Origin of the sequence: Niallia sp., from assembly GCF_031978665.1 — a bacterium.
Classification (GTDB): domain Bacteria; phylum Bacillota; class Bacilli; order Bacillales; family Cytobacillaceae; genus Niallia.
On the sequence record NZ_DALZDK010000053.1, the window covers coordinates 1 to 23229 of the forward strand.

A 23229-nucleotide genomic window follows, 5' to 3' on the forward strand; every position below is an offset into this window, starting at 1 on the left:
AAAGAGGTTTTCATAAGGTGGATGAACGCCAAAAAAGCAGGAGGAAAAGGGAAAAAGAGGTTTTCATAAGGTGGATGAACGCCAAAAAGGCTGGAGGAAGAGGGAAAAGAGGTTTTCATAATCCGGATGAACGCCAAAATAGCTGGGGGAAAAGGGAAAAGTGGTTTTCATAAGGTGGATGAACGCCAAAAAAGCAGGGGAAAAGGAAAAAGAGGTTTTCATAAGGTGGATGAACGCCAAAAAAGCAGGAGGAAAAGGGAAAAAGAGGTTTTCATAAGGTGGATGAACGCCAAAAAGGCTGGAGGAAGAGGGAAAAGAGGTTTTCATAATCCGGATGAACGCCAAAATAGCTGGGGGAAAAGGGAAAAGTGGTTTTCATAAGGTGGATGAACGCCAAAAAAGCAGGGGAAAAGGAAAAAGAGGTTTTCATAAGGTGGATGAACGCCAAAAAAGCAGGAGGAAAAGGGAAAAGAGGTTTTCATAATCCGGATGAACGCCAAAAAAGCAGGAGGAAGAGGGGAAAGAGGTTTTCATAATCCAGATGAACACCAAAAAAGCAGGAGGCAAAGGAAAAAGAGGTTTTCATAATCCGGATGAGCGCCAAAAAAGCAGGAGTCAAAGGGAAAAGTGGTGTTCATAAAACAAATGAACGCCAAAAAAACAGGAGCAAGGAGAAAAAGAGGTTTTCATAATGCCTTTACGCTAATGTGCCAATAAAAAAGTGCCCATCTTTTCAATGGACACTAGTCGATAACAAATTATTTACTAATCAATGCTTTTCTCTTAGTAAAATCAACATCTTGATAATAGCTATTTTTTACAAGTACATTTGGTCCAAGGCATTTGACAGCAGGGCAATGGCAATTTAACGAACTTGCTAAATCGGTTGATAGCCATTTTTGGAAAATATCCTCTAAATTATCTTTTTGGACATTTCCAAGTGCTGGCGTGTCGCCGAAATCAGTAACGATAACGTCGCCAGTAAAAATATTTACATTTAAACGCGAACGGCCATCGGGATCATTGCGAACAGTTACATTTTTACTGGAATAAAGGCGGTTTAATAACTGTAAATCTTCTTCTTTACTATTACAAGGATAGAATGGAAGTGTACCAAATAGCATCCACACATTTTCATCGCGAATATCTAAAAGATGGTTGATACTGTTTCTAATTTCATCTAATGACAATGTTTCTAAAGCAGAAGCAAAATCTGATGGGTACATTGGGTGGATCTCGTGTCTTTGGCATTTCATTTCATCAACAATTTGTCGATGGATATGCTCTAAATATGGGAGTGTGCGTTTATTAAGCATTGTTTCAGCAGAGACAACTACACCAGCTTCCACTAATGCTCTACTATTCGTAATAATATTGTTAAATAGCTTGCCTCTTTGTTCATAGGTCGGTTTTCTTGCCATCATCGCAAAACCACGTTCCGCGAATTCTTCTTCAGTACCCCAGTTATGAGAGATATGCAGCACATCTAAGTAAGGAATAACGGCTTCATATCGATCAAGACCAAGTGTTAAGTTAGAATTCAACTGTGTTTTTACTCCACGGCTATGAGCATATTTAAAAAGGGGAACCACATAATTTTCTACTGATCTTCTACTCATCATTGGTTCTCCGCCAGTAATACTTAGTGAGCGCAGATGAGGAATTTCATCAAGTTTTTTCAGCAATAAATCAATTGGCAATGCGTTTGGGTCTTTTGGCTGTAGTGTATAGCCAACAGCACAGTGTTCACATCGCATATTACATAAGGTTGTCGTGGTGAACTCAATATTAGATAATGTTAATTTTCCGTGCTGCTCCATATCCATATAAGCTTCCCAAGGGTCTATGCTTGGATTAATCCTATTTTTTTCAGTAATCATCATAAGCTCCTTTATAAAGAATAGTTAAACTATATCTATGTGCAATTAAGGTATAGAATGCGATTTTTATCATTTAATGAAATATGACAAGGGGATAAAAGGCCCCTTGTCATTATTAAAGGAAAAATCTCATCTGTCAAACGTTTTTGTTTTAAATAATTCTTTGAGGGGAAAAGAAACGAATAATGAGAAGAAGGGAGATGAATGATATGTCTAATGCAACAAAGCAAAGTAATAAAATCTTAACAGGCTTAGTAATTGGCAGTGTCATTGGTGTCACAATTTCTCTGATTGATCCAGCTACAAGAAGAAGAACCATGCAGAGGGTAGAACATTTTAAAGACACAAGCACTCGTTTTGTTCAGAGCTATAAAGACAATCCTGATGAATTCAAGAGCAATTGTAAAGAAAGAATAAGTCTGTCTTCTGAAGCGATGAAGGATATTGCTGCAGAGACCCAAGGATTGTACAAGCAGGTCCAATCTACCGTAAAAGAGCGATCAAAGGATTTAAAAGAAATTACCGATGATTTTAAGCAGCTTTATTTTCAAACAAAGCACCAATATAAACGTATTACAAAGAAAATTACAACTACAAAAGACCAAATTATTGAGTCATCTGATTTAGAAGAAAAATCACAGCTTCCTGCTGCCCCAGAAGATAAAGAAGTAATGAAAACAGACACAGTACTTTTATAAAAACCATATATGAAGAAAGGAGCATCTAGAATTTAAGCTAGATGCTCCTTTCTTGAATTTAATTAATGAATTGAATTCTTCTCTATTAAAGGTGTAAAAAGAGAAAACATGTGCAAAGCTATAATAAGGAAAGGTTGCCGAATGGACGAATATTCGTTACGATTAAAAGGTAGTTTTGAAAGGAGAGAATACATTGGGTAGTTCTATTACAGATAAAAATGAGCAAGTTACTTTTCTAAAGACAAGATTAAATATGTTTATGGATGTGCTAGATGCGATTGATCCAGAAGAGGCGGAATTAGAGGATATCGATCGTTTAATTCAAATGATAGATGAAATTGAATCGAAATGTAATGAGTTTAAACATAGAGATTTGTAATAAGAGATGCTTGGGTGGAAAATTCACCCAGGCATTTTTATTGGAATATTTCTGTAAACGATTGCAAATTACTTCTCTATCGCAGGAGAGAAGAGTATAATTTTTTATAGGGAGTTATTTGTTTGCAAAACTAAAATTTGCAAGGTTTACTTGCGCTTTTCAAATGAGGGGGAGAAGCATGTATTTTGAAAATCTGAAGAAGAGTATTTACGATTTAATTGTAGAAACATCAACCAACCTTCCAAAAGATGTGCGGCGTGCGATCGCAAAAGCGACAGCATCAGAAAATGCAGGAACGCGTTCTGCGATGAGTTTAGCGACGATTACTCAAAATATTGGCATGGCCGATAAGGAAGTCTCACCTATTTGCCAAGATACAGGGCTGCCAACTTTTAAAATTAAGACACCTATTGCTGTCAATCAGCTAGAAATAAAAGCAGCTATTTACGAAAGCATGGAGCTTGCAACGAAAAACGGGAAGCTTAGACCGAATTCCGTTGATTCACTTACAGGGAAAAACAGTGGGAATAATTTAGGGGCAGGTACACCTGTCATTAAGTTTGAACAATGGGAAAAGGATTATATTGATATTCGTTTAATTTTAAAAGGTGGCGGCTGTGAAAATAAAAACATTCAATACAGTCTTCCTTGTGAACTAGAAGGATTAGGTCGAGCAGGTCGTGATTTAGATGGCATTCGTAAATGTATTCTACATTCCGTTTATCAGGCACAAGGACAAGGGTGTAGTGCAGGTTTTATCGGCGTCGGAATTGGTGGAGACCGTTCTGCCGGTTATGATTTAGCAAAAGAACAGCTTTTCCGCTCTGTAGAAGATACAAATGACATTCCGGAATTAGCAGCTCTAGAGGATTATATTATGGAAAATGCCAACAAATTAGGAATAGGTACAATGGGATTTGGCGGGGAAACAACGCTTTTAGGCTGTAAAATTGGTGTGATGAACCGTATCCCTGCAAGCTTCTTTGTATCCGTTGCTTATAATTGCTGGGCCTTCCGCAGATTAGCGATTTCTGTAAGTCCTGATACAGGGGAAATTAAGGAATGGCAATATCAAGAAGGGGATAAAATTGACTTCCAAGCAGAAGCGAATGAGCAAGATGAAGTAGCTGCAGCTGAGGAAGTTATTATCCTCCAAGCACCAATTAGCGAAGAAGCTATCCGTCAATTAAAAGTTGGCGATGTTGTCCAAATTAATGGCATGATGTATACAGGCAGAGATGCTATTCATAAGTACTTAAGTACAAATGATGCGCCAATTGATTTAAATGGCCAAATTATTTATCACTGTGGACCGGTTATGCTGAAGGATCAGGATGGTAAGTGGCAGGTTAAAGCGGCCGGGCCGACAACGAGTATTCGTGAAGAGCCTTATCAAGGAGACATCATGAAAAGATTTGGCATCCGTGCTGTTATCGGAAAAGGTGGTATGGGAGCTAAAACACTGAAGGCATTGGAGGAGCATGGCGGCGTATATTTAAATGCAATTGGAGGAGCAGCTCAGTACTATGCCGATTGCATTAAGTCCGTAGAAGGTGTAGACCTTATGCAATTTGGGGTTCCAGAAGCAATGTGGCATTTAAAGGTCGAAGGATTTAAAGCCGTTGTTACAATGGATGCCCATGGCAATTCTCTTCATAAGGATGTCGAAATGTCTTCCTTAGAAAAATTAGCACAATTTAAAGATCGTGTTTATAAATAAATGCAGTAGGAAACGGCTAAAGTATAGCCGTTTTTTTTTGCAAGTTAAGAAAGCATAAGTTTTCAAGTACATCAAGGGAATAAGATTCGTAAGTCATTCCTCAGTAAGCTGCATTGCATTTTCCTAGTATTACTTTGCTTTTTATTACCAAGAATGAATTCCTCCAGTATACAGAAAATAACAGATAGGAACGGAGGCAAAGGAGGAATTGCATTGAAATTAATCTTGAAAATATTTATTTGCTTTTCAGCTTTTGGTTTGATGGTGCTTCCCGTACAAGCTAATGTATCCAATAAACCACTTAGCTGGGGATTTAAAAAAGCCACGAATGAACAACCAGCAGAAGCTGGACAAGAATTGGATGCTTTACTTGAAAAATACGGAGCTTATTATAAAGATACGAGCGAAGAAAAGGTACTTTACTTAACCTTTGATAATGGCTACGAAAATGGATATACAGGCAAGATACTTGATGTATTAAAAAAAGAAAAAGTGCCAGGAACCTTTTTTGTAACAGGGCATTATTTAAAAAGTGCTCCTGATCTAGTAAAAAGAATGGCTGCAGAGGGCCATATTATTGGAAACCATTCATACCATCATCCAGATTTAACGCAAGTTAGTGATGAAAAGCTAAAACAGGAGCTTGAATCAGTAGTAACAGAGACGGAAGCAATAACAGGGAAAAAAGGAATGACTTATTTACGTCCTCCCCGAGGGATTTTTAGCGAGAGAACATTAAAGCTAGCTCAAGAACTTGGCTATACGCAGGTATTCTGGTCACTAGCCTTTGTGGATTGGAAGACAGATCAACAAAAGGGCTGGAAATATAGCTATGATAATATAATGAAACAAGTGCATCCAGGATGTGTTTTATTACTTCATACCGTTTCTAAAGATAATGCAGATGCACTAGAACAAGCAATTAAAGATTTGAAAAATAGAGGCTATACCTTTAAAAGTCTAGATGATTTAACAATGAAAAGAGAAATGGATGAGGGAATAATTCGTTAAAAATTTGTATCTTCGCCCAAATAGAGAAGTCCTCTATTTGGGCTTTTTCGATGGATTTGCTTACCTGGAATCGTGCTATAATACAAGAAAAACGAGAACGGGTGAAGCCATTTGTATACACTGACAATTCAAGGACCGTATAATTTTGATTTGGTATTAAGTCGGCTAGCATTAGATCCATTGCATGTCCTCCACAAAGAAGAAAGATGGGTCCAAGTACCAATTCGCATATACAATAAACCAATCGTAGTCAAAGTTCAAGCAACTGGAACAACTGAAAATCCAGCCTTTCTTTTAGAATTGGATGAGATAGATTCAACCTTTCATGACACCATTGTGAAGGAAATCTGCAGAATTTTTAGATGGGATGTATCCTTGCTTGCTATTCATGACCATTTTCAAAAAACGAATTTAAAGCAGCTTTTTGAACAACATTATGGCACACCAATTGTATTAGATTTTCACCCCTATAATAGCCTAGTAAAATGTATCATTCATCAACAGTTAAATCTTAAATTTGCTTTTACTCTAACACATCGTTTTGTTACTACATATGGTTTTGAAAAAAATGGAGTCTGGTTTTATCCATTGCCTGAAACTGTCGCAAAGTTGACTGTGGAAGAATTGCGCCAGCTGCAATTTAGTACGAGGAAAGCTGAGTATATTATTGATTTATCAAAAGAAATCGAGAAAGGCAATTTAGATATAGAAAGTTTGTATGAAAAGACTGATGAAGAAATTATGGTGGAACTCATTCGCTATCGGGGAATTGGTCAATGGACCATCCAGAATGTGTTGCTTTTTGGTTTAGGGAGAAATAATCTTTTTCCTCTAGCAGATATAGGAATTCAAAACGCCATCAAGAAACTTTTACAATTAGAACAAAAGCCTACAAAAGAGGAAATGGAGGCAATGCTTCCAGAATGGAATCCCTATTTAAGCTATGCTTCGCTTTACTTGTGGAGAAGTATTGAGTAGAGGTTGAATTCCCATTAATCGTGTAAGGATAGTTGTTGCCCTTGGTAGATTAAATCTCCTTCTTCGACGTTGAATTCCCATTAATCGTGTAAGGATAGTATTTATGGTAAAATATAAAGTGAATAAGTAGATAATTTAAATAGTTTTGAAACGAGGAAAGTAAATGGAGAAAAAAACGCAGAAAAAACAAAGAAAGCTTCTTATAGCTTCACGAGCATTATTAGTAATAATTGGAGGAATCATCACTGGCTATGGGCTAGAAGCAGTGCTTATTCCAAACGCAGTCTCTGATGGAGGCGTTACTGGTCTAAGTATCGTTGGCTCAGAGCTACTAGGATTTCCCCTTGGAATTTTGATTGGAATATTAAATATTCCCTTTATATTTTTAGGATATAAACAGATCGGTAAAAGCTTTGCTATTTATTCCATTATCGGCATTATATCTTTGGCTGTCAGTACAAGCTTAATGCATCATGTACCAACGATTATTGAAGGCGATACACTTCTTATAACGGTTGTTGGTGGTATAATCATCGGTTTTGGAATGGGTTTAGCATTGCGTAATGGCGGAGCATTAGACGGAATTGATATGTTAGCCGTATTGCTTTCAAGAAAATTGCCATTTGGAACAAGTGATTTAATCTTATTTCTAAATATGTTTGTGTTTATTTTCGTATCTACAGTATTTGGTCTCCAAGGAGCTATTCTATCCGCTATCGCCTACTTTATTGCCTCTAAAGTAATCCATATTGTTGAAGAAGGGTTAAGTGGATCTAAAACATTCAACATCATCACAACCGAACCTGAATTAATGGTAGAAACGATTCGTGACCGATTAGGACGCGGTGCAACGTATAAACTCGCAGTTGGTGGATATTCCAATGAACAATTTAAGGAAATCACCTGTGTAGTCAGCCGTTTGGAAGAAAGAAAAATGAAAGAAATTATTCATGAATTAGATCCTAAAGCGTTCGTCGCTATTTACGATGTATCAGAAGTAAAAGGCGGTAACTTTAAGAAGCGGGATATTCATTAATAGAAGACATTTTAAATCGAGAGTGTTATCGAACGGATCAATTCTAACATTTTTAATTTATAAAAAAAACAAACAGCCTTATAAAAAAGGAAAGCCAAGTTATGAAACCTGGCTTTCCTTTTTTAGGGTTAATGTATACCAGTCTTTAATGTGAAAAATAAGTTTTCATATTAATAGCCTGTACAAGCTTATAAGTTTATTGATGGTCCAAAGAACTCATAATGAATATGTGCATCATCAATACCATTCTCTTTCAAGCCTTTTACAACTGTTTGTAAAAATGGCACTGGTCCACAAACATAGTAATTTCCGTCTGCAACGATAGCATTCTCTTTTAGCCATTCTGAATCAATATAGCCATCCTTTTTAAAGTAAGGATTTAATTTATCCTCATCTGATGGGTTTTCGTATATAAATGAAAGTTGGAAATTAGTAATTCTTTCTTTTATACGAATTAGCTCATCGTTAAATGCTTGGATAGAACCATTTCTAGCGGAATGAATAAAGATGACCTCTCTATTTGGCTGTTCTTTAGCGATTGTCTCTACCATACTCATAAACGGTGTAATTCCAACACCACCACTTAGAAAAACAATCGGACTTTCTTCCATTTTTAGTGTGAAAACTCCAGCAGGCACTGTGACTTCTAATGTATCGCCAACATTCATTTCGCTATGAAGGTAATTCGATACTTTTCCATCAGGATTCTCTGCTGACTCTTCTTTTTTGACAGAAATTCGGAAATATTCTTTATTGCTAGCACAAGATAAGCTATATTGGCGATTAAATAAGAATTTTTCCCCAGGCATCGATAAACGGATCGTAATATATTGACCTGCTTCATAAACTGGTAAAGAACTTCCGTCTGTTGGAGCTAGATAAAAGGAAGTAATTACTTCACTTTCTTGTACCTTTTTGATAATTTTAAACTCCTTGTAATCAGACCAACCGCCACTTATTGTAGCACTTTCTTCATACATTTGCTTTTCAATATCAATAAATACTTGCGCAATGACGCCATATGCATCTGCCCATGCTTGGATAATATCATCAGTAGCTGCATCCCCAAGCACTTCTTTAATAGCTTTTAATAGAAATTCACCAACAATCGGATAATGTTCTGCTTTAATCATTAAGCTGCGGTGTTTATGGGCGATTTGTTTCACAACTGGTATAATAGTTTCAAGTTTATCAATATTTTGTGCAGCTGCTAAAACAGTATTGGAAAGAGCGGTTTGCTGGCGTCCTTTTGCTTGATTAGCATGGTTAAAAATATTCAGCAGTTCAGGATGTGCTTCAAACATATTTCGATAGAAAACAGTAGTTATTTGTGTACCATGGACTTGTAATACTGGTACAGTAGATTTAATGATGTCAATTGTTTTTTGTGATAACATAATTATAACCTTCTTTTAAAGTAATATTTTAAATACATCTTTATGATAAAAGTCTGTCTGTATAAAAGCAATATTTTAAATACATCTTTTTCACTGTTTTTATCATGTTTAACAAAATGTTCACATTTTCACTGTAAGAACCGTAAAAATCACAAAAGGAGATAGAGTTATGCGGTTAACGAACTATTCAGATTACTCTTTGAGAGTATTAATTTATTTGGCAACGCAAGGAACGCAAGAACTTACAAATATAAAAGAGATTTCCGAGGTTTATAGTATATCCAAAAATCATCTTATGAAAATTATTTTTAACTTGGGAAAATTAGGATATATCGAAACGATCAGAGGAAGAAGTGGTGGGTTTCGCTTAGCAAAGGATCCAGCTGAAATCAACATAGGAGAACTAATCCGCAAAACGGAGGAGAACTTTTATTTGGTAGAATGTTTTGAGGATAAAAATGCATGTGTCATTACACCGGTATGTTCTTTAAAGCATGTACTAAATAATGCACTTGAACAGTTTTTTAAGGTTTTGGATCAGTATACTCTTGCAGATATAGCGGAAAATCAAGTGATGCTGAAGGAGTATTTTTCTAAATAAAGGAAACATTAATTGGTAGTGGTAACGGCAATGGATTAATAGCTAATTTTTCCTTTTATTAGGTGATAAAGAAATATTATGAAGAAGAGGATGACATCAAAAAACTCGCATTCACGAATTTTTGAATCATCCTCTTCTTTACGTTTTCTATGTTCCTCTTACTTATTCTTCTGTTTCATTCTCAGCAGGTGTTTCTGTTTCAGATTCTTCATTTTGGTCCTCGTTTTGGTCAGAGCAACCAACTAACATGCCAGTGAAAAGTAAAGCTGTCATCATTCCTAATGTTAACTTCTTGAATTTCAAAAGAATCACCTCAATAAGTAATTTTTGGTACTACCCTAGTGTATAGAAATTTTATTAATTCACTATTAAGCTAACAATAAAACGTGTTAATCCTTTCTAGTTTTTTTATCCTAATAATCTCTCATTTTATTTATTACTTTAATCCCATTAACGGCAAAGTATAGAGGTTTATCAAAACATTTTAATTAATCTGTCTTAACAATTCTTTAAAAGAAATTCACTTCCTATTAACCTTTCTAACTTGGTATCAAGTTATTCTAAAAGTAACGATAACAAGGAGGGATTTTTATGAAAGTAGAGCTTCATTGTCATACCAATATTTCCGATTGTCCATTGTCCATTGAAGAGGTTATATCTTTGGCATTTGCACAAGAGGTGACACATCTTGCGGTTACCAATCACGATACAACCAAAGGTCTAAAAGAGGCTATCGAATTGGGGAAGCAGATTGGTGTCGAAGTCATTCCAGGAATTGAAGTTTCCGGTTTTGATTTTGAAAGAAATAGAAGGGTTCATATTTTGGGGTATTTTATTGAACCAGGACATCAGGCGATTGAAGCCGTTTGTCAGCCACTTATAGAGCAAAGACATCAGGCATCGAAGGAAATGGCAGAACGCTTGATTGCTGCAGGCTACCAGATTACCTGGGAGAGGTGCTTAGAAATTGCCGATGGTGGTACTGGGGTGTACAAGCAGCATATTATGCAGGCTCTTATTGAAGCGAATTATACGGATTCCATTTATGGCTCTCTTTATAAGAAAATATTTAATCGAGGACAAAATGGGGAGCAGCCAGGAATTGCTTTTATCCCGATGAAGTATATCGATGCTAAATTGGCAGTAAAGATTATTCTAGAAGCTGGTGGTGTTCCAGTACTTGCCCATCCTGGACAATATGGCAACTTTGAGATGGTTCCGGAATTAGTGGAGGCTGGATTACAGGGGATTGAAGTTTGGCACCCATTACATAATAAGCAGAATGAAGAGCAAGCAAAAAGAGTAGCAAATGAATTCAACTTGGTCATAACGGGTGGGTCAGATTTCCATGGGGCATATGGAGAAAAGCTTGTTCTATTAGGAAGTAAAAGTCCAGGTGTCGAAACTGTTCAAGAACTAAAATTACGCCAAAAAAGCTTGAATAGGTAAATATTCTGCTTATCTAAAATAGGAACCTATAGGCGTTACTTCTCCTAATCGATTTACAATGTTTACGTAGAAGTAACGGTTTCTTAATATTAAAAGGCTATATTTAATATAAATAGTGGTTCAAAGGAGGCAAAGCCTACGTGTCTGAAAAAGCATTGTTGGTGGATAGACTAATTTCGGAAATACGTGCAGGAAATTATAAACCTAATGACAAGCTGCCATCGGAAAATGAACTTGCAGGCTTCTATCAAGTCCCAAGAATAGTTGTTCGAAAGGCGTATGAACGATTGCAGGAGCTTGGCTATATATTTTCGAAACAAGGCAAGGGAAGCTATGTTCAAAATCAGAAGCTACAAATTCCGCTCATATTAACAGGGGATGTTAGTTTTAGTAAAAAAATGCGTGAATTAAACTATGAGTTTGAAACGAAGAATATAGCAAGCGAAATCATTCCATATGACACTTCGATTTATCATGCATTAAAGGCAGCACCGGAAGAAAAGGTCTATAAAATCAGCCGTTTGCGCATCGTGGAGGACTGTCCAATCGCAATCCATACATCTTATTTGTCTCAAGAAACTTTTGAAGATGTTGGGAGAGAAGGAGAAGAGATTACTTCTATCTTTCAATATTACCAGGAACAAGGCTATACAGATTTTGAATCGATGCAGAGCCAGCTGGTCGTTGTTTTTCCAAATAAAAAGGAACGGGAATTATTAAAATGTCCAAGCCTTATTCCCCTGATTCAATTAGAATCTGGCTGTGTGGATAGAAAATCTGGGAAAGTCCTTGAATACTCTCGGAATATCTATCGAAGCGATTGTTTTACATATCTAATTTAAATTGTCACCAATAATTGGGTGGCTTTTTTTGTGTTTAGGTAAGAAAGTATAAGTTTTGTGAAGTGAAGTTTGTTCTGATTTACAAAATCCAAACAAACTTTATCATTCTTTAACATTCACTCACTTGGCAACAAGATACAGTATAACTGTAAAACAAAAGACAAGCATGGAGGTCTTTAGATGAAAAGAAGACGTAGAACGGAAATTTTGATAAATGGCTCTCAAAATCTAGCAGAAAAACTGGCTAAACATATCCATGACCTGTACGAGGTGAGGGTCATTCAAGCGGCAGAAAATGGTCTAGTAATGATGAAAGTCCGAGAGACATCGAAAAAGACGTTGTTTTATCCTGGGGAAGTATTAGTGACGGAGTGTAAGGTTCAGGTGAATGAGAGCATCGGAATTGGCATCGTGACCGGTGATCAACCGGAGCTCGCTCACTATCTTGCGGTAATTGATGCGGCATTTCAAGCAGGTTTGCCTGAAACGAATACATGGGTTGAGTTGCTTGAACAAGAGGAGCAAAACCTTTTAATAAAAAGAGCAGCGGAGAATCAATCGATTTTAAAAACAAAAGTCAATTTTGAAACGATGGATGTTTCTTAAGGGGGAATGGAAAGTGAAATTAGATATTGTACACGACTTGCAAGCAGTTTATCGAAAATTAGTTAATGCCTTAGCAAGACCAGGGCGTTTAGCAGATTTAACGAAAGAAGCTGCTGTCATAAGGGAAGACGGAAATAAAGAATGCCCTGCAAGCATGCTATTGATTGCCTTAACTTTATTTGATCAAGAGGTGACCTTTAAAGTCATTTCTGACAAAGAAGAGACAATAACAAAAATAATTAATCAATTAACCTATGCAAAGTCGGTAGAAGTAGAGGAAGCTGATTACATATTAATCCTTCAGGATGCTGAGACAGGGGTGCTTAACAAGGCGATAGAATCAGCTAAACCTGGCACATTAAAAGATCCACATTCCTCTGCCACGATCATTATCGAAGTAAATAAAATAACAGATGAACCAGCACTTGAGCTGAAAGGACCAGGCATAAAAACAACAGAATTTGTTCATGTCGAGTTAAAAGAGAAATGGGTAGAAGCAAGGCAAATGAAAAATAAGGAATATCCGCTTGGGATTGATTTAATGTTTGTGGATCAAAATGATCAGCTATTGTCAGTGCCGCGCACCACTCAAATTAGCGAAAATAGGGTGATTGTCTAATGGGATACGTTGCTGTGAAAGGTGGAACGCTTGCGATTGAAGAGTCGATTAAGCGTTTGAAATTTGAAAGAGTAAAACAAGGGAGAACGCTTGAAGTCGAAAAGATACAAGAAGGTATGCGAGGACTTCTCGATCAAGTAATGTCAGAAAGCAGTCTTTATGACGAGACATTGGCAGCTTTAGCAATCAAGCAGGCAGAGGGAAATCCAGAAGAAGCAGTATTTTTACTAAGGGCCTATCGCTCGACTGTGCCGCGAAAACATTATGCAAGAGTAATAGAGTCAAGTGAGATGCGGATTGAACGTCGTATTTCAGCTAGCTTTAAAGATATTCCAGGGGGACAAATTCTTGGAGCAACAACGGATTATACCCATCGTCTCCTTGATATGCACCTTATTTCAGAAACGGATGATACGGTACAAGAGTGGCTCAATCATTACCTGGATGAAGATTTGGAAGAAGAGGGGCAATCTAGCGAGCTAACATTGCCAAAAGTACTTGATTACTTACGAAAAGAAGGCTTAATTTCCGCTTGCGAAAATAATGATCTGGAACCAGATGATGTAACTAGAGAAAGCCTTGCGTTCCCATCGACAAGAAGCCAAAGACTGCAGATATTAACAAGAGGCCAAACAGGAGCAGTAACAGCACTTGCTTATGCAGTCATTCGTGGATATGGAGCACTACATCCGACCGTAGGAGAGCTTCGCGTTGGAAAATTACCAGTTACGATTGATCATCCAACGTCTGATGGGCATAACGAGGACGACTCTTACTATATAGGAGAGGTGAAAGTAACAGAAGCGGAAATGCTAATGCCTATGCAGGTTGAAAAGGAATTTGGCAAAAAAGAATTGGAGTTTGAGATCGGCTATGGTCTTTGCTTCGGCCAAAATGAGACAAAGGCGATTGCGATGGGGATATTAGATAACTGTCTTGAACATCCCAATAAGGAGTTTCCTAGCCATGATGAAGAATTTGTCCTTTATCATATCGATTCAGTAGAATCGTCAGGCTTTATCTCCCATTTGAAAATGCCTCATTATGTTACCTTCCAATCGAAACTGGACAGCATGCGGAAGACTAAAAAAGCAGAAAAACAAGAGGTGAAAAGCTAATGAACAATGCATATAACTTTGCTTTTTTTGATGAGGGGTCAAAACGGGAAATTCGTCGTGCTACCTTAAAGGCAATTGCTATTCCAGGGTACCAAGTGCCGTTTGCTTCAAGAGAAATGCCGATTGGTCGAGGATGGGGAACTGGTGGATTGCAGTTAACGCTCTCCCTCATTGGAAAAAAAGATGTGCTGAAGGTTATCGATCAAGGCTCTGATGAATCGGTTAATGCAGTCAATATTAAAAAGCTTGTTTCTGATACAACGTGCGTTCGCACAACAGATTATACAAGAGAGGCAACTTTGATTCAATCAAGACACCGAATACCGGAAGTGCCGCTTACAAAAGACCAGATTCTTGTTTTGCAAGTTCCCTTACCGGAGCCACTTCGCTATTATGAGCCAAGTGAAAGTGAAACGAAGAAGCTGCACGCAGAAAAAGAATATAGCGGTGCATGGCTGATGCTGTTTGAGCAAATTATGAAATATGGCAGCATGACAACTGGGGCTGATCATCCTGTGCTCGTTCATGAGCGCTATGTGATGGCGCCAAGTCCAATTCCTCGCTTTGATAATCCGAAAATGGAGTCTAGTGAAGCACTTATTCTATTAGGGGCTGGCCGGGAAAAGAAAGTGTACGCCGTACCTCCATTTACAAAGGTAGTATCGCTAGATTTTGAAGATTATCCGTTTGAGGCAGAAAGCTTTGAAGATAAACAATGTCGTTTATGTGGATCGACTGGAGTATTTTTAGATGAGCTTGTCGATGAAACAACAGATCAAACAGTGTATCAATGCAATGACACAAGCTACTGTCTTGAAAAATTAAATGCGGTTGGAGTGAAATAAATGACAGAATTTGAAGTTCCAGTTTTATCGGTGAAAAATCTTAATAAGCAGTTTGGGCCTGGCTGTATCCATTGTAAAGGTGGAGAAAGTAGTTCTTTAGTGAAAAATTATTGCCAGGTTTGCGGAACGGTTTACGCGTGTAGAAATGTTTCCTTTGATGTATTTCCAGGTGAAGTGCTCGGGATTGTAGGAGAGAGTGGCAGCGGGAAATCAACCTTGATGCAATGTCTTTACTTTGATCAGGAAGTGACAGAGGGGGAAGCATTTGTTAGCACTTATGAAAATGGAGCGACAAATCTTTTTCAAGAGTCGTCCCAACAGCAACGCTACATCCGTAATCATATAATGGGAAAAGTTTATCAAAATCCGATTTTAGGTTTGCGAATGAATTTCTCCTCCATCGGCAATATTGCCGAAAAACTGATTGCTGCAGGTAGCAACCATGTTGGCATGATGGAGAGTAGAGGGACTGAGCTATTAAATAAAGTACATATTCCCGTACATCGCAGGAAAGAAGCGCCGAAAAACTTTTCCGGTGGGATGCAGCAGCGTGTACAAATCGCAAAGGCACTGTCCAATAATCCACCTATCCTTCTGTTAGATGAAGTGACAACAGGACTAGATCTTTCTGTCCAAGCAAGTGTCTTAGATTTGATTCAAAGCCTGCAGCGAGAACTAAATATTAGCATTGTTCTGGTTTCGCATGATTTAGGTGTTATCCGTATGCTCGCAGACAGAACACTTGTGATGTTAGAAGGAAAAGTGATTGAAGAGGGATTAACAGATCAGATTTTAGAAGATCCGCAGCATCCATATACACAGCAATTGGTTCACTCTCTGCTTTAATAAATTACCTGAATTTTAAATCTTAGGGGGAAATAATTTGTACGTTATTACGAATGGAAGATTGATCACCGAGGATACTATTTTGCATGGATATGATCTTTTAATAGAAGAAGATAGAATCCAAAAGATTGCACCAAAAGGTGAGATAAAGTTTGAAGAAGGAATGGAGATTATCAATGCAGCGGGAGGCTATGTTTCTCCAGGGTTTATTGACATTCATTCTGATTATATTGAGCATATGGCAGCACCAAGACCAACGTCATTAATGAATTTTGACTTGAGTTTACGAGAAACGGAGAAGCAGCTGATTGCCCATGGGATTACTACCATGTTTCATTCCCTCTCTCTTTTTAAAGAAACAGAATATGATTACAAACCAATCCGTGAACCGGAAAATGTGCGGAAATTTATCGATTTAATTGGGAAAAGCCATAATATGAAGCATCTTGTTCGTCATAGATTCCATGCTAGATTTGAGATTGATAATGTAGAAGAAATCGATAATCTGAAAAAATATATTAAAGAGGATAAAGTTCACTTAGTTTCCTTTATGGACCATACACCTGGACAAGGTCAGTACCGTCACTTGGAGGTCTATCGAAAAACGGTGAAAAGCTATAACAATATTAGCGACGCATCCATAGATGTGCTGATTCGTAATCACCAAACGAAAGAGAAATTATCCATTGAAGATATTCGGGAAATTGCTGAGCTAGCGCAAGAACATCATATTGCTGTTGCCTCTCATGATGATGATACGATTGAAAAATTAGATCTAGTTCGTAGCTTTGGTACAAGCATTAGTGAATTTCCGATTACGCTGAGTGTTGCGAAAAGAGCGAAAGAGCTTGGAATGTATACGAGTGCCGGAGCACCAAATGTTCTCTTAGGAGGATCTCACAGCGGAAATTTAGGAGCTGCAGAGGCGATTCAAAACCAAGCGATTGATATATTATGCAGCGATTATTATCCAGCAGCGATGCTTCATTCTATCTTTACTTTAGTAAATGAATATGGGATGGATTTAGCAGATATGATGAAGCTTGTGACAATTAATCCAGCTAAAGCCGTAAAAATGGATCATGAAATTGGCTCGATTCTCGAAGGGAAGAAAGCAGACTTGCTAATCATTGAAAAAATAAGTGATGACTTCCCAGTAATTACAAGCGTTTTTGTCGATGGTAAGCTAATTCAAAAAACAAACTATCGGATTTAATTAGTAAGCAAAAAGAAAGCGGGTGAACAGATGGAAAATCTTTTAGAAATTAAGGAGTTATCTAAATCGTTTGAGCTTCATAATCTTGATAAATATATTCGTGCAGTCAGTCATGTTGATATCGAATTAAAAGAAGGAGAATTTATTGGAATTACCGGTAAAAGTGGGAGTGGGAAATCTACCATTTTAAAATGTATCTACGGAACGTACCGCATTCAGCAAGGGAGCATTTGGTATCATTCCAAAAAATTCGGTCCTATTAACCTGGCAGAAGCTACGGAACGCCAAATGCTTTATTTAAGGAAACATGAAATTGGCTATGTATCACAATTTTTAAATGTGATGCCTAGAACAACAGCGAGACAGCTAGTGCAACAGGCAATTCTTGAAATGGGGGAAGCTCAGCACTTTGCAGAACGAGAGACAGAAATGATTCTATCCCATTTTGAATTAGATAAGGAATTATGGGACAGCTATCCTACTACTTTTTCAGGAGGAGAAAAACTAAGACTTAATATTGCACGAGCAATGGTGAAAAAGCCTCGTCTGCTCTTACTGGATGAACCAACTGCAAGTCTTGATCATGATTCGAAAATGAAGGTAAAGCTATTAATAGAACAGCTTATGAAGGAAGGGACGACGATGGTCGGAATCTTCCATGATTTGGAGTTTATGAATCATTTATGTGATCGAGAATATAACATGCAGAATGGAGTTTTCTCCTAATTTACCTTTTTAACTAAACCTTAATGAATATTAATAATTCCTTAAATTACTTTAATAGTAGATTGATAATTAATCGATATAGTAAACGAAGGTAAATAATTTTAAAAGGTGAGGAGATTCATACTAATGAAGAAATCTTTTTTATTGTTACTATCTTTGGTCATACTCGTTCTTTCTGGCTGTTCTTCTTTAACGAACTCGGGAGGAGCTTCTGGAGACAAAGATACGATTACAATCGCATGGCTGCCTAATGAATCAGGGGCGGATCTCACAGAAGCACGTGATGAAATTGGGAAAATTATTGAAGAGCAGACAGGGAAAAAGGTAGAGCACCAAACAACGACAGATTACATCGTTGCGATTGAAGCAGTTGCAAACGGAAATGCAGATATGGCTTTCTTAGGTGCACAAGGTTACATAGAAGCACATAACAAAAATGATAAAGTACTTCCACTTGTTGTTCCAACAGGTGCATCAGGTACATTAGATGACGCTGTATATTACAGCTGGTTAGCAGTTGAAAAGGATAATGCAGATCAATACAAAGATAGCGATGGCTTTGCGATTGACAATATTCAAGGCAAGAAATTTTCATTCGTATCTAATAGTTCTACATCAGGTTTCAAAGTACCTTCAACAGGTATTGTTGATTATTTCAGTGAAAAAGCTGATTTCAAAGATTTAACAGCAGAGGATTTACTTGAAGGTGGAGATGGTAATTTCTTTAGTGAAGTGCTATACGGTGGCTCTCACCAAGGATCTGCAGTCAATCTTCTATCAGGGAAAGCAGACGTTGCTGCATTCTGTGATACATGTGTAAATAATTATGTTGATTTAGAAGATGGAGAAGAGAACAGACCAGGTGCGATTTATAAAGTAAAGACAGATGCGGCTGAGCCTTTTAATACTGTTACAGGTAAAGAGTTTCAACTTATTTCCGTTACGCCAGTGTTAAACGCGCCATTTGTCGTAAATACAGAAAATATTAATGAAGATCTTCAAGCTGAGCTTCTAGAAATTATGACATCAGATGAGATTACGAATAACGAGAAGGTCTTTGTTCCAGAGGACTCTGAATTCTCAGGATTATTTAAGAAAACAGCGGATGAGCGTTTAGTAGAAGTAAAGGATGAATGGTTTAACCCGATTCGCGAGCTTTCAAAATAAACATGGATATGAGGAGAGTTAATCGATGACAACCTTACTGGAAATTAATCATGTGTCCAAGCAGTTTGGGAATGATGCCAAGGCGTTATCAGATGTTAGCTTCTCCGTAAATGAAGGAGAGTTTGTTTCTATCATCGGTCCATCGGGAGCGGGGAAATCAACTCTCCTTCGCTGTATCAATCGAATGATTGATGCAACAAGCGGAGAGATTATCTTTGATAATAGAGATGTAATGAACTTAAATAAGAAACAACTAAAAATGGTCCGCACAAAAATTGGAATGATTTTTCAACATTATAATTTAGTGAATCGCTTGAGTGTAATAGAGAACACTTTACATGGAAATTTGGGTAAAAAATCAACACTTGCTGGGGTTCTCGGTCTTTATAGTCAAGAAGAAAAGGAACAGGCAGTCAACATTTTATCGGTGCTCGGATTAGAAGAACATATTTATAAGCGAGCAGATCAATTAAGCGGTGGTCAAAAACAGCGTGTTGGTATCGCTCGTGCCCTTATTCAGAATCCGCGAATGATGCTTTGTGATGAACCTATTGCATCACTTGATCCAAACTCTGCAAAGGTCATTATGGACCATCTTCGGAACATTTCAACAAAGATGGGCATTACCGTATTAGTCAATCTTCACCAAGTGGACGTAGCATTAAAATACTCTGATAAAATCATTGGGATTAACCATGGTCAGGTAGTTTACAATGGCTCTCCGAGGGATATCACAACAGAGGATATTCAACGTATATATGGATCGGAAGCGGAAGATCTCATTTTTGATATAGGAGGCATCCATGCAAGCTGATTTTTTTGCAAAAAAAAGAAATAATTCCTTAGGTTTTTTGGCGATTTTAGCAGCTATTACGGTATGTGCCATTATTATTACAGAATACAATGTTATCAAAGGATTTGAATCTCTGCCAAGGGCTGTAACTTGGGCATTAGGAAATTTTTATCCGACACAGGACTCTTTAGTAAAGCTTCCCAATATTTTAAAAAGCTTGGTGGAAACCTTGTTAGTTTCCATCGCTGCAACGACGATTGGAGCGATATTTGCGATATTATTTGCCATTATGGGATCCAATACAACAAAAATAAACACCTTCTTTGGAAGTATTAGTCGTGGCATTGCGACGATTTTCCGAAATATTGATGTTGCTGCATGGGCAATGATACTGCTCTTTTCCTTTGGGCAAAGCTCACTAACAGGTTATTTTGCGTTGTTTTTCGGCTCGTTTGGATTTTTAACAAGAGCTTTTGTGGAAACGATAGATGAGGTAAGCGAAGGCTCTGTTGAGGCATTAAGAGCTACTGGCGCTAGCTATTTTTCGATTATTTTTCAATCGGTGATTCCATCTAGTCTGCCTCAAATGATTAGCTGGATCCTCTTTATGATTGAAACAAATATTCGCAGCGCCACTCTAATAGGATTGCTTACTGGATCTGGAATAGGCTTTACCTTTAACTTGTATTATAAAAGCTTAAACTACGATATCGCTTCCCTTGTAGTTATCACGATTGTTGTCTCGATTCTCTTCATTGAAACGATATCAAACTATGTAAGGAGGGTGATTCTATAATGGTAATGCACAAACAGGCAGTAACAGAAGAACCGTTATATAAGCAGGAGCCTTCTAAACGGATAAAAATTAAAACATTAACAAAATCAACAGTCGTTATCAGAATCACGCTTCTTGCACTCGCAATCCTTACTGTTTATGCCTTTTATAGCTTTGACTATAAAGAGATTGATTTTGGTGAAGCAATGCTCGCGACCTTTGCAAACTTAAAAGCTATGTTTTTTGAAGCTCACTTTAAGCATTTCACCTTTACACATGCCTTTTATCAGGTTTTTGTAACATTAGGACTCGCTTTTTTAACCACTATTTTTGGTGCCATTATTGCGGTTGTTTTAGGCCTATTAGCAGCGGAAAACTTAACATCCAAACGAGTATCTGTTGTCATTAAAGGAATCGTCGCTTTTATTAGAGCGGTGCCAACCGTTTTATGGGTATTGATTTTTGCTGTTGCAGCAGGGCTCGGCAGTGTAGCAGCTGTTATTGGCATGACATTTCACTCTGTCAGTTATTTAGTAAAGGCTTATTCAGAGTCTTTTGAGGAACTGGATAGCGGCGTAATCGAGGCACTTCAAGCAAGTGGAGCGAACTTTTGGCAAATCATTTTTCAAGCGGTTATTCCATCCTCCCTCACCTATATGATTTCTTGGACGTTTTTACGCTTCGAAATTAACTTCGCTGTCGCTGTTGCGATGGGAGCAGCTGCAGGTGCGGGTGGAATCGGCTTTGATATGTTTATGGCAAGCAATTTCTACTTGGATATTAGAGAAATTGGAACGATTACCTTCTTTATTTTAGCGGTAGCTATCCTGCTGGAAGTCTTTGCGACAAGGTTGAAGAGGAAGCTTCGAGTGAAAGGATAAGTTAAATAAATGTGGGCACAGCACTCATCCCTATTGGAGGGAGGGTGTTTTTTGTTATATTTCTTGGGAATATTTTCTGTAGCTAGCAGATGATAAGAACTGGATATTTCGGCGAAGAAGCTATAGTATATGAAGAAGACAGAATGAGGAAAGCTAGTTATAATAAGTTTTTTAATAGAGATGATATAGGAGTAATTATAGATGAAAGATAAACAGCAAAATACGGTGGCAAAGCTGAAGGTAGGTCAAACCTTTCCGTTGACGATAAAGCGTTTAGGAATAAATGGAGAGGGCGTCGGCTATTTTAAAAGACAGGTTGTGTTCGTGCCAGGTGCTCTTCCTGGAGAAGAAGTAGTAGTAGAGGCAACAAAGGTTCAGCCTAAGTTTTCAGAAGGAAAGGTAAAGAAGATAAGAAAATCCTCGCCATTCCGCGTTCAGGCACCATGTCCCTTTTACGAACAATGTGGAGGATGTCAGCTTCAGCATTTAGACTATAATCAGCAGTTACAGGAAAAAAGGGATATCGTAATCCAATCATTAGAACGCCATACGAAGCTAAAAATTGATAAATTGGATATTCGCCAAACAATCGGAATGGAAGATCCCTGGAATTATCGCAATAAAAGCCAATTCCAAGTGGGACAGCAAAAAAATGGTGCCATTATTGCGGGGCTATATGGTCTCGATTCTCATCGCCTAATCCCAATTCAGAATTGTATGGTGCAGCATCCGTTGACAAACAAAGTATCAGAAGAAGTTCGTAAAATCCTAGAAGAATTCCAAATCCCAGTCTATGACGAACGCAAACAAAAAGGGATCGTCCGTACGATTGTAACGCGTGCTGGCTTTGAATCTGGAGAGGTTCAAGTTGTACTGATTACAACGCAAAAAGAAATGCCAAGAAAAAAACTAGTGATGGCAGAAATCCAAAAAAGATTACCAGAAGTGAAATCATTAGTACAAAACATAAACGGTAACAAAACTTCCCTTATTTTTGGAGAAAAAACAATTCACTTAAGTGGGGAAGAAGTTATTCAAGAAACACTAGGAGATTTAAACTTCGAGCTGTCTGCAAGAGCGTTCTTCCAATTGAATCCTGTGCAAACAGTAAAGCTGTATGATGAAGTCAAAAAAGCAGCTGCTTTAACAGGCAAAGAAAAGATTGCCGATGCGTATTGCGGAGTTGGAACAATAGGCTTATGGCTAGCAGATGGCGCAAGCGAAGTCCGAGGGATGGATACGATCGATGCTGCAATTACTGACGCACAAAAAAATGCAGATAGACACGGTATTAAAAATGCAACCTATGTAACAGGAACTGCGGAACATTGGCTGCCACAGTGGGTAGAAGAAGGCTGGCGTCCAGATGTGGTTGTCGTTGACCCGCCGAGAACTGGCTGTGATCGGAAGCTATTAGACGCGATTAAAAAGGTTAAGCCGAAGAAGTTTGTGTATGTGTCTTGTAATCCATCTACTTTGGCGAAGGATATTGATTATTTGTCTAAGGATTATAAGGTGGAGTATTTACAGCCGGTGGATATGTTTCCGCATACGGCGCATGTTGAGTGTGTAGCACAGATGGTGTTGAAATTGTAAAGCCAAAATAAACCCTTGTGCCACATAACAAACCTATAGCAAAATCAAAA

General features: G+C 37.8%; 26 protein-coding genes. 23 read left to right on the top strand and 3 right to left on the bottom strand.

From position 1 onward, the window contains the following. Nucleotides 1–126 precede the first annotated feature (126 nt). Nucleotides 127–381: a hypothetical protein gene (locus RTL21_RS21485; protein ID WP_312098969.1), complete on the top strand. Its 255-nt coding sequence runs from the start codon at nucleotides 127–129 to the stop codon at nucleotides 379–381. A gap of 5 nt (nucleotides 382–386) precedes the next feature. Continuing rightward, complete coding sequence (locus RTL21_RS21490; RefSeq protein ID WP_312098971.1) at nucleotides 387–536, top strand: hypothetical protein; 150 nt, start codon at nucleotides 387–389, stop codon at nucleotides 534–536. 222 nt (nucleotides 537–758) lie between these two features. On the opposite strand, the gene yfkAB is transcribed toward RTL21_RS21490, so the two are convergent. After that, a complete protein-coding gene (gene yfkAB, locus RTL21_RS21495; RefSeq protein ID WP_312098973.1) occupies nucleotides 759–1880 on the bottom strand; it encodes a radical SAM/CxCxxxxC motif protein YfkAB in 1122 nt (373 codons plus the stop codon). A gap of 209 nt (nucleotides 1881–2089) precedes the next feature. Here yfkAB and RTL21_RS21500 point away from each other — a divergent pair, with 209 nt between their 5' ends. The 6 genes from RTL21_RS21500 to RTL21_RS21525 all read left to right on the top strand — a co-directional run bounded on the left by RTL21_RS21500 (nucleotide 2090) and on the right by RTL21_RS21525 (nucleotide 7702). Beyond that, a complete protein-coding gene (locus RTL21_RS21500) occupies nucleotides 2090–2578 on the top strand; it encodes a YtxH domain-containing protein (protein WP_312098975.1) in 489 nt (162 codons plus the stop codon). A gap of 193 nt (nucleotides 2579–2771) precedes the next feature. Next, entirely contained in the window at nucleotides 2772–2957 is a 186-nt protein-coding gene (locus RTL21_RS21505) for an SE1561 family protein (protein ID WP_016202312.1), read from the top strand. A 178-nt stretch (nucleotides 2958–3135) separates the two neighbouring features. Then, complete coding sequence (locus RTL21_RS21510) at nucleotides 3136–4677, top strand: fumarate hydratase (RefSeq protein WP_312098979.1); 1542 nt, start codon at nucleotides 3136–3138, stop codon at nucleotides 4675–4677. 261 nt (nucleotides 4678–4938) lie between these two features. Next, the gene (gene pdaA / locus RTL21_RS21515; RefSeq protein WP_312099019.1) at nucleotides 4939–5688 is read left to right on the top strand and encodes a delta-lactam-biosynthetic de-N-acetylase; all 750 of its coding nucleotides are present in this window, start codon (nucleotides 4939–4941) and stop codon (nucleotides 5686–5688) included. A 111-nt stretch (nucleotides 5689–5799) separates the two neighbouring features. Next, nucleotides 5800–6666, top strand: a complete 867-nt coding sequence (locus RTL21_RS21520; RefSeq protein ID WP_312098981.1) for a DNA-3-methyladenine glycosylase family protein — start codon at nucleotides 5800–5802, stop codon at nucleotides 6664–6666. 163 nt (nucleotides 6667–6829) lie between these two features. Then, nucleotides 6830–7702: a YitT family protein gene (locus RTL21_RS21525; RefSeq protein ID WP_312098983.1), complete on the top strand. Its 873-nt coding sequence runs from the start codon at nucleotides 6830–6832 to the stop codon at nucleotides 7700–7702. Between the two features lie 188 nt (nucleotides 7703–7890). Here the strand turns inward: RTL21_RS21525 and hmpA are convergent, their stop codons facing one another. After that, nucleotides 7891–9099: an NO-inducible flavohemoprotein gene (gene hmpA / locus RTL21_RS21530; RefSeq protein WP_312098985.1), complete on the bottom strand. Its 1209-nt coding sequence runs from the start codon at nucleotides 9097–9099 to the stop codon at nucleotides 7891–7893. A 169-nt stretch (nucleotides 9100–9268) separates the two neighbouring features. Between hmpA and RTL21_RS21535 the strand changes: the two genes are divergently transcribed. Next, nucleotides 9269–9700: an RrF2 family transcriptional regulator gene (locus RTL21_RS21535; protein WP_312098987.1), complete on the top strand. Its 432-nt coding sequence runs from the start codon at nucleotides 9269–9271 to the stop codon at nucleotides 9698–9700. Nucleotides 9701–9862: 162 nt separating this feature from the next. On the opposite strand, the gene RTL21_RS21540 is transcribed toward RTL21_RS21535, so the two are convergent. Continuing rightward, entirely contained in the window at nucleotides 9863–10003 is a 141-nt protein-coding gene (locus tag RTL21_RS21540) for a hypothetical protein (RefSeq protein WP_312098989.1), read from the bottom strand. A gap of 288 nt (nucleotides 10004–10291) precedes the next feature. On the opposite strand from RTL21_RS21540, the gene RTL21_RS21545 reads away from it, so the two are divergent. The 14 genes from RTL21_RS21545 (at nucleotide 10292) to rlmD (ending at nucleotide 23179) form a co-directional block, all read left to right on the top strand. Further along, on the top strand, nucleotides 10292–11149 hold the full coding sequence (locus RTL21_RS21545; protein ID WP_312098991.1) for a PHP domain-containing protein: 858 nt from the start codon (nucleotides 10292–10294) through the stop codon (nucleotides 11147–11149). A gap of 140 nt (nucleotides 11150–11289) precedes the next feature. Next, nucleotides 11290–11991 (top strand): GntR family transcriptional regulator, encoded by a 702-nt coding sequence (locus RTL21_RS21550; protein WP_312098993.1) that lies wholly within the window; start codon nucleotides 11290–11292, stop codon nucleotides 11989–11991. 180 nt (nucleotides 11992–12171) lie between these two features. Further along, nucleotides 12172–12597 carry a phosphonate C-P lyase system protein PhnG gene (phnG, locus tag RTL21_RS21555; RefSeq protein WP_312098995.1) on the top strand — a complete coding sequence of 142 codons (426 nt, stop codon included), beginning with the start codon at nucleotides 12172–12174 and terminating at the stop codon, nucleotides 12595–12597. 13 nt (nucleotides 12598–12610) lie between these two features. Further along, entirely contained in the window at nucleotides 12611–13216 is a 606-nt protein-coding gene (gene phnH / locus RTL21_RS21560; RefSeq protein WP_312098997.1) for a phosphonate C-P lyase system protein PhnH, read from the top strand. Continuing rightward, nucleotides 13216–14334, top strand: a complete 1119-nt coding sequence (locus RTL21_RS21565) for a carbon-phosphorus lyase complex subunit PhnI (RefSeq protein ID WP_312098999.1) — start codon at nucleotides 13216–13218, stop codon at nucleotides 14332–14334. Before phnH ends, RTL21_RS21565 begins: the two co-directional genes overlap by 1 nt. Continuing rightward, nucleotides 14334–15179, top strand: a complete 846-nt coding sequence (locus RTL21_RS21570) for an alpha-D-ribose 1-methylphosphonate 5-phosphate C-P-lyase PhnJ (RefSeq protein ID WP_312099001.1) — start codon at nucleotides 14334–14336, stop codon at nucleotides 15177–15179. Before RTL21_RS21565 ends, RTL21_RS21570 begins: the two co-directional genes overlap by 1 nt. Then, a complete protein-coding gene (locus RTL21_RS21575; RefSeq protein WP_312099003.1) occupies nucleotides 15180–16025 on the top strand; it encodes an ATP-binding cassette domain-containing protein in 846 nt (281 codons plus the stop codon). 37 nt (nucleotides 16026–16062) lie between these two features. Beyond that, on the top strand, nucleotides 16063–17241 hold the full coding sequence (phnM, locus tag RTL21_RS21580; protein WP_312099005.1) for a phosphonate metabolism protein PhnM: 1179 nt from the start codon (nucleotides 16063–16065) through the stop codon (nucleotides 17239–17241). 30 nt (nucleotides 17242–17271) lie between these two features. Beyond that, nucleotides 17272–17967 (top strand): phosphonate C-P lyase system protein PhnL, encoded by a 696-nt coding sequence (locus RTL21_RS21585; RefSeq protein WP_312099007.1) that lies wholly within the window; start codon nucleotides 17272–17274, stop codon nucleotides 17965–17967. A 126-nt stretch (nucleotides 17968–18093) separates the two neighbouring features. Further along, a complete protein-coding gene (gene phnD, locus RTL21_RS21590) occupies nucleotides 18094–19134 on the top strand; it encodes a phosphate/phosphite/phosphonate ABC transporter substrate-binding protein (RefSeq protein ID WP_312099009.1) in 1041 nt (346 codons plus the stop codon). A gap of 25 nt (nucleotides 19135–19159) precedes the next feature. Further along, entirely contained in the window at nucleotides 19160–19948 is a 789-nt protein-coding gene (phnC, locus tag RTL21_RS21595) for a phosphonate ABC transporter ATP-binding protein (RefSeq protein WP_312099011.1), read from the top strand. Further along, entirely contained in the window at nucleotides 19938–20723 is a 786-nt protein-coding gene (locus RTL21_RS21600; protein ID WP_312099013.1) for a PhnE/PtxC family ABC transporter permease, read from the top strand. The genes phnC and RTL21_RS21600 overlap by 11 nt, the downstream gene beginning before the upstream one ends. Nucleotides 20724–20728: 5 nt before the next feature. Next, the gene (locus tag RTL21_RS21605) at nucleotides 20729–21583 is read left to right on the top strand and encodes a PhnE/PtxC family ABC transporter permease (protein ID WP_396954489.1); all 855 of its coding nucleotides are present in this window, start codon (nucleotides 20729–20731) and stop codon (nucleotides 21581–21583) included. Between the two features lie 201 nt (nucleotides 21584–21784). Further along, the gene (gene rlmD / locus RTL21_RS21610) at nucleotides 21785–23179 is read left to right on the top strand and encodes a 23S rRNA (uracil(1939)-C(5))-methyltransferase RlmD (protein ID WP_312099017.1); all 1395 of its coding nucleotides are present in this window, start codon (nucleotides 21785–21787) and stop codon (nucleotides 23177–23179) included. Nucleotides 23180–23229 lie beyond the last annotated feature (50 nt).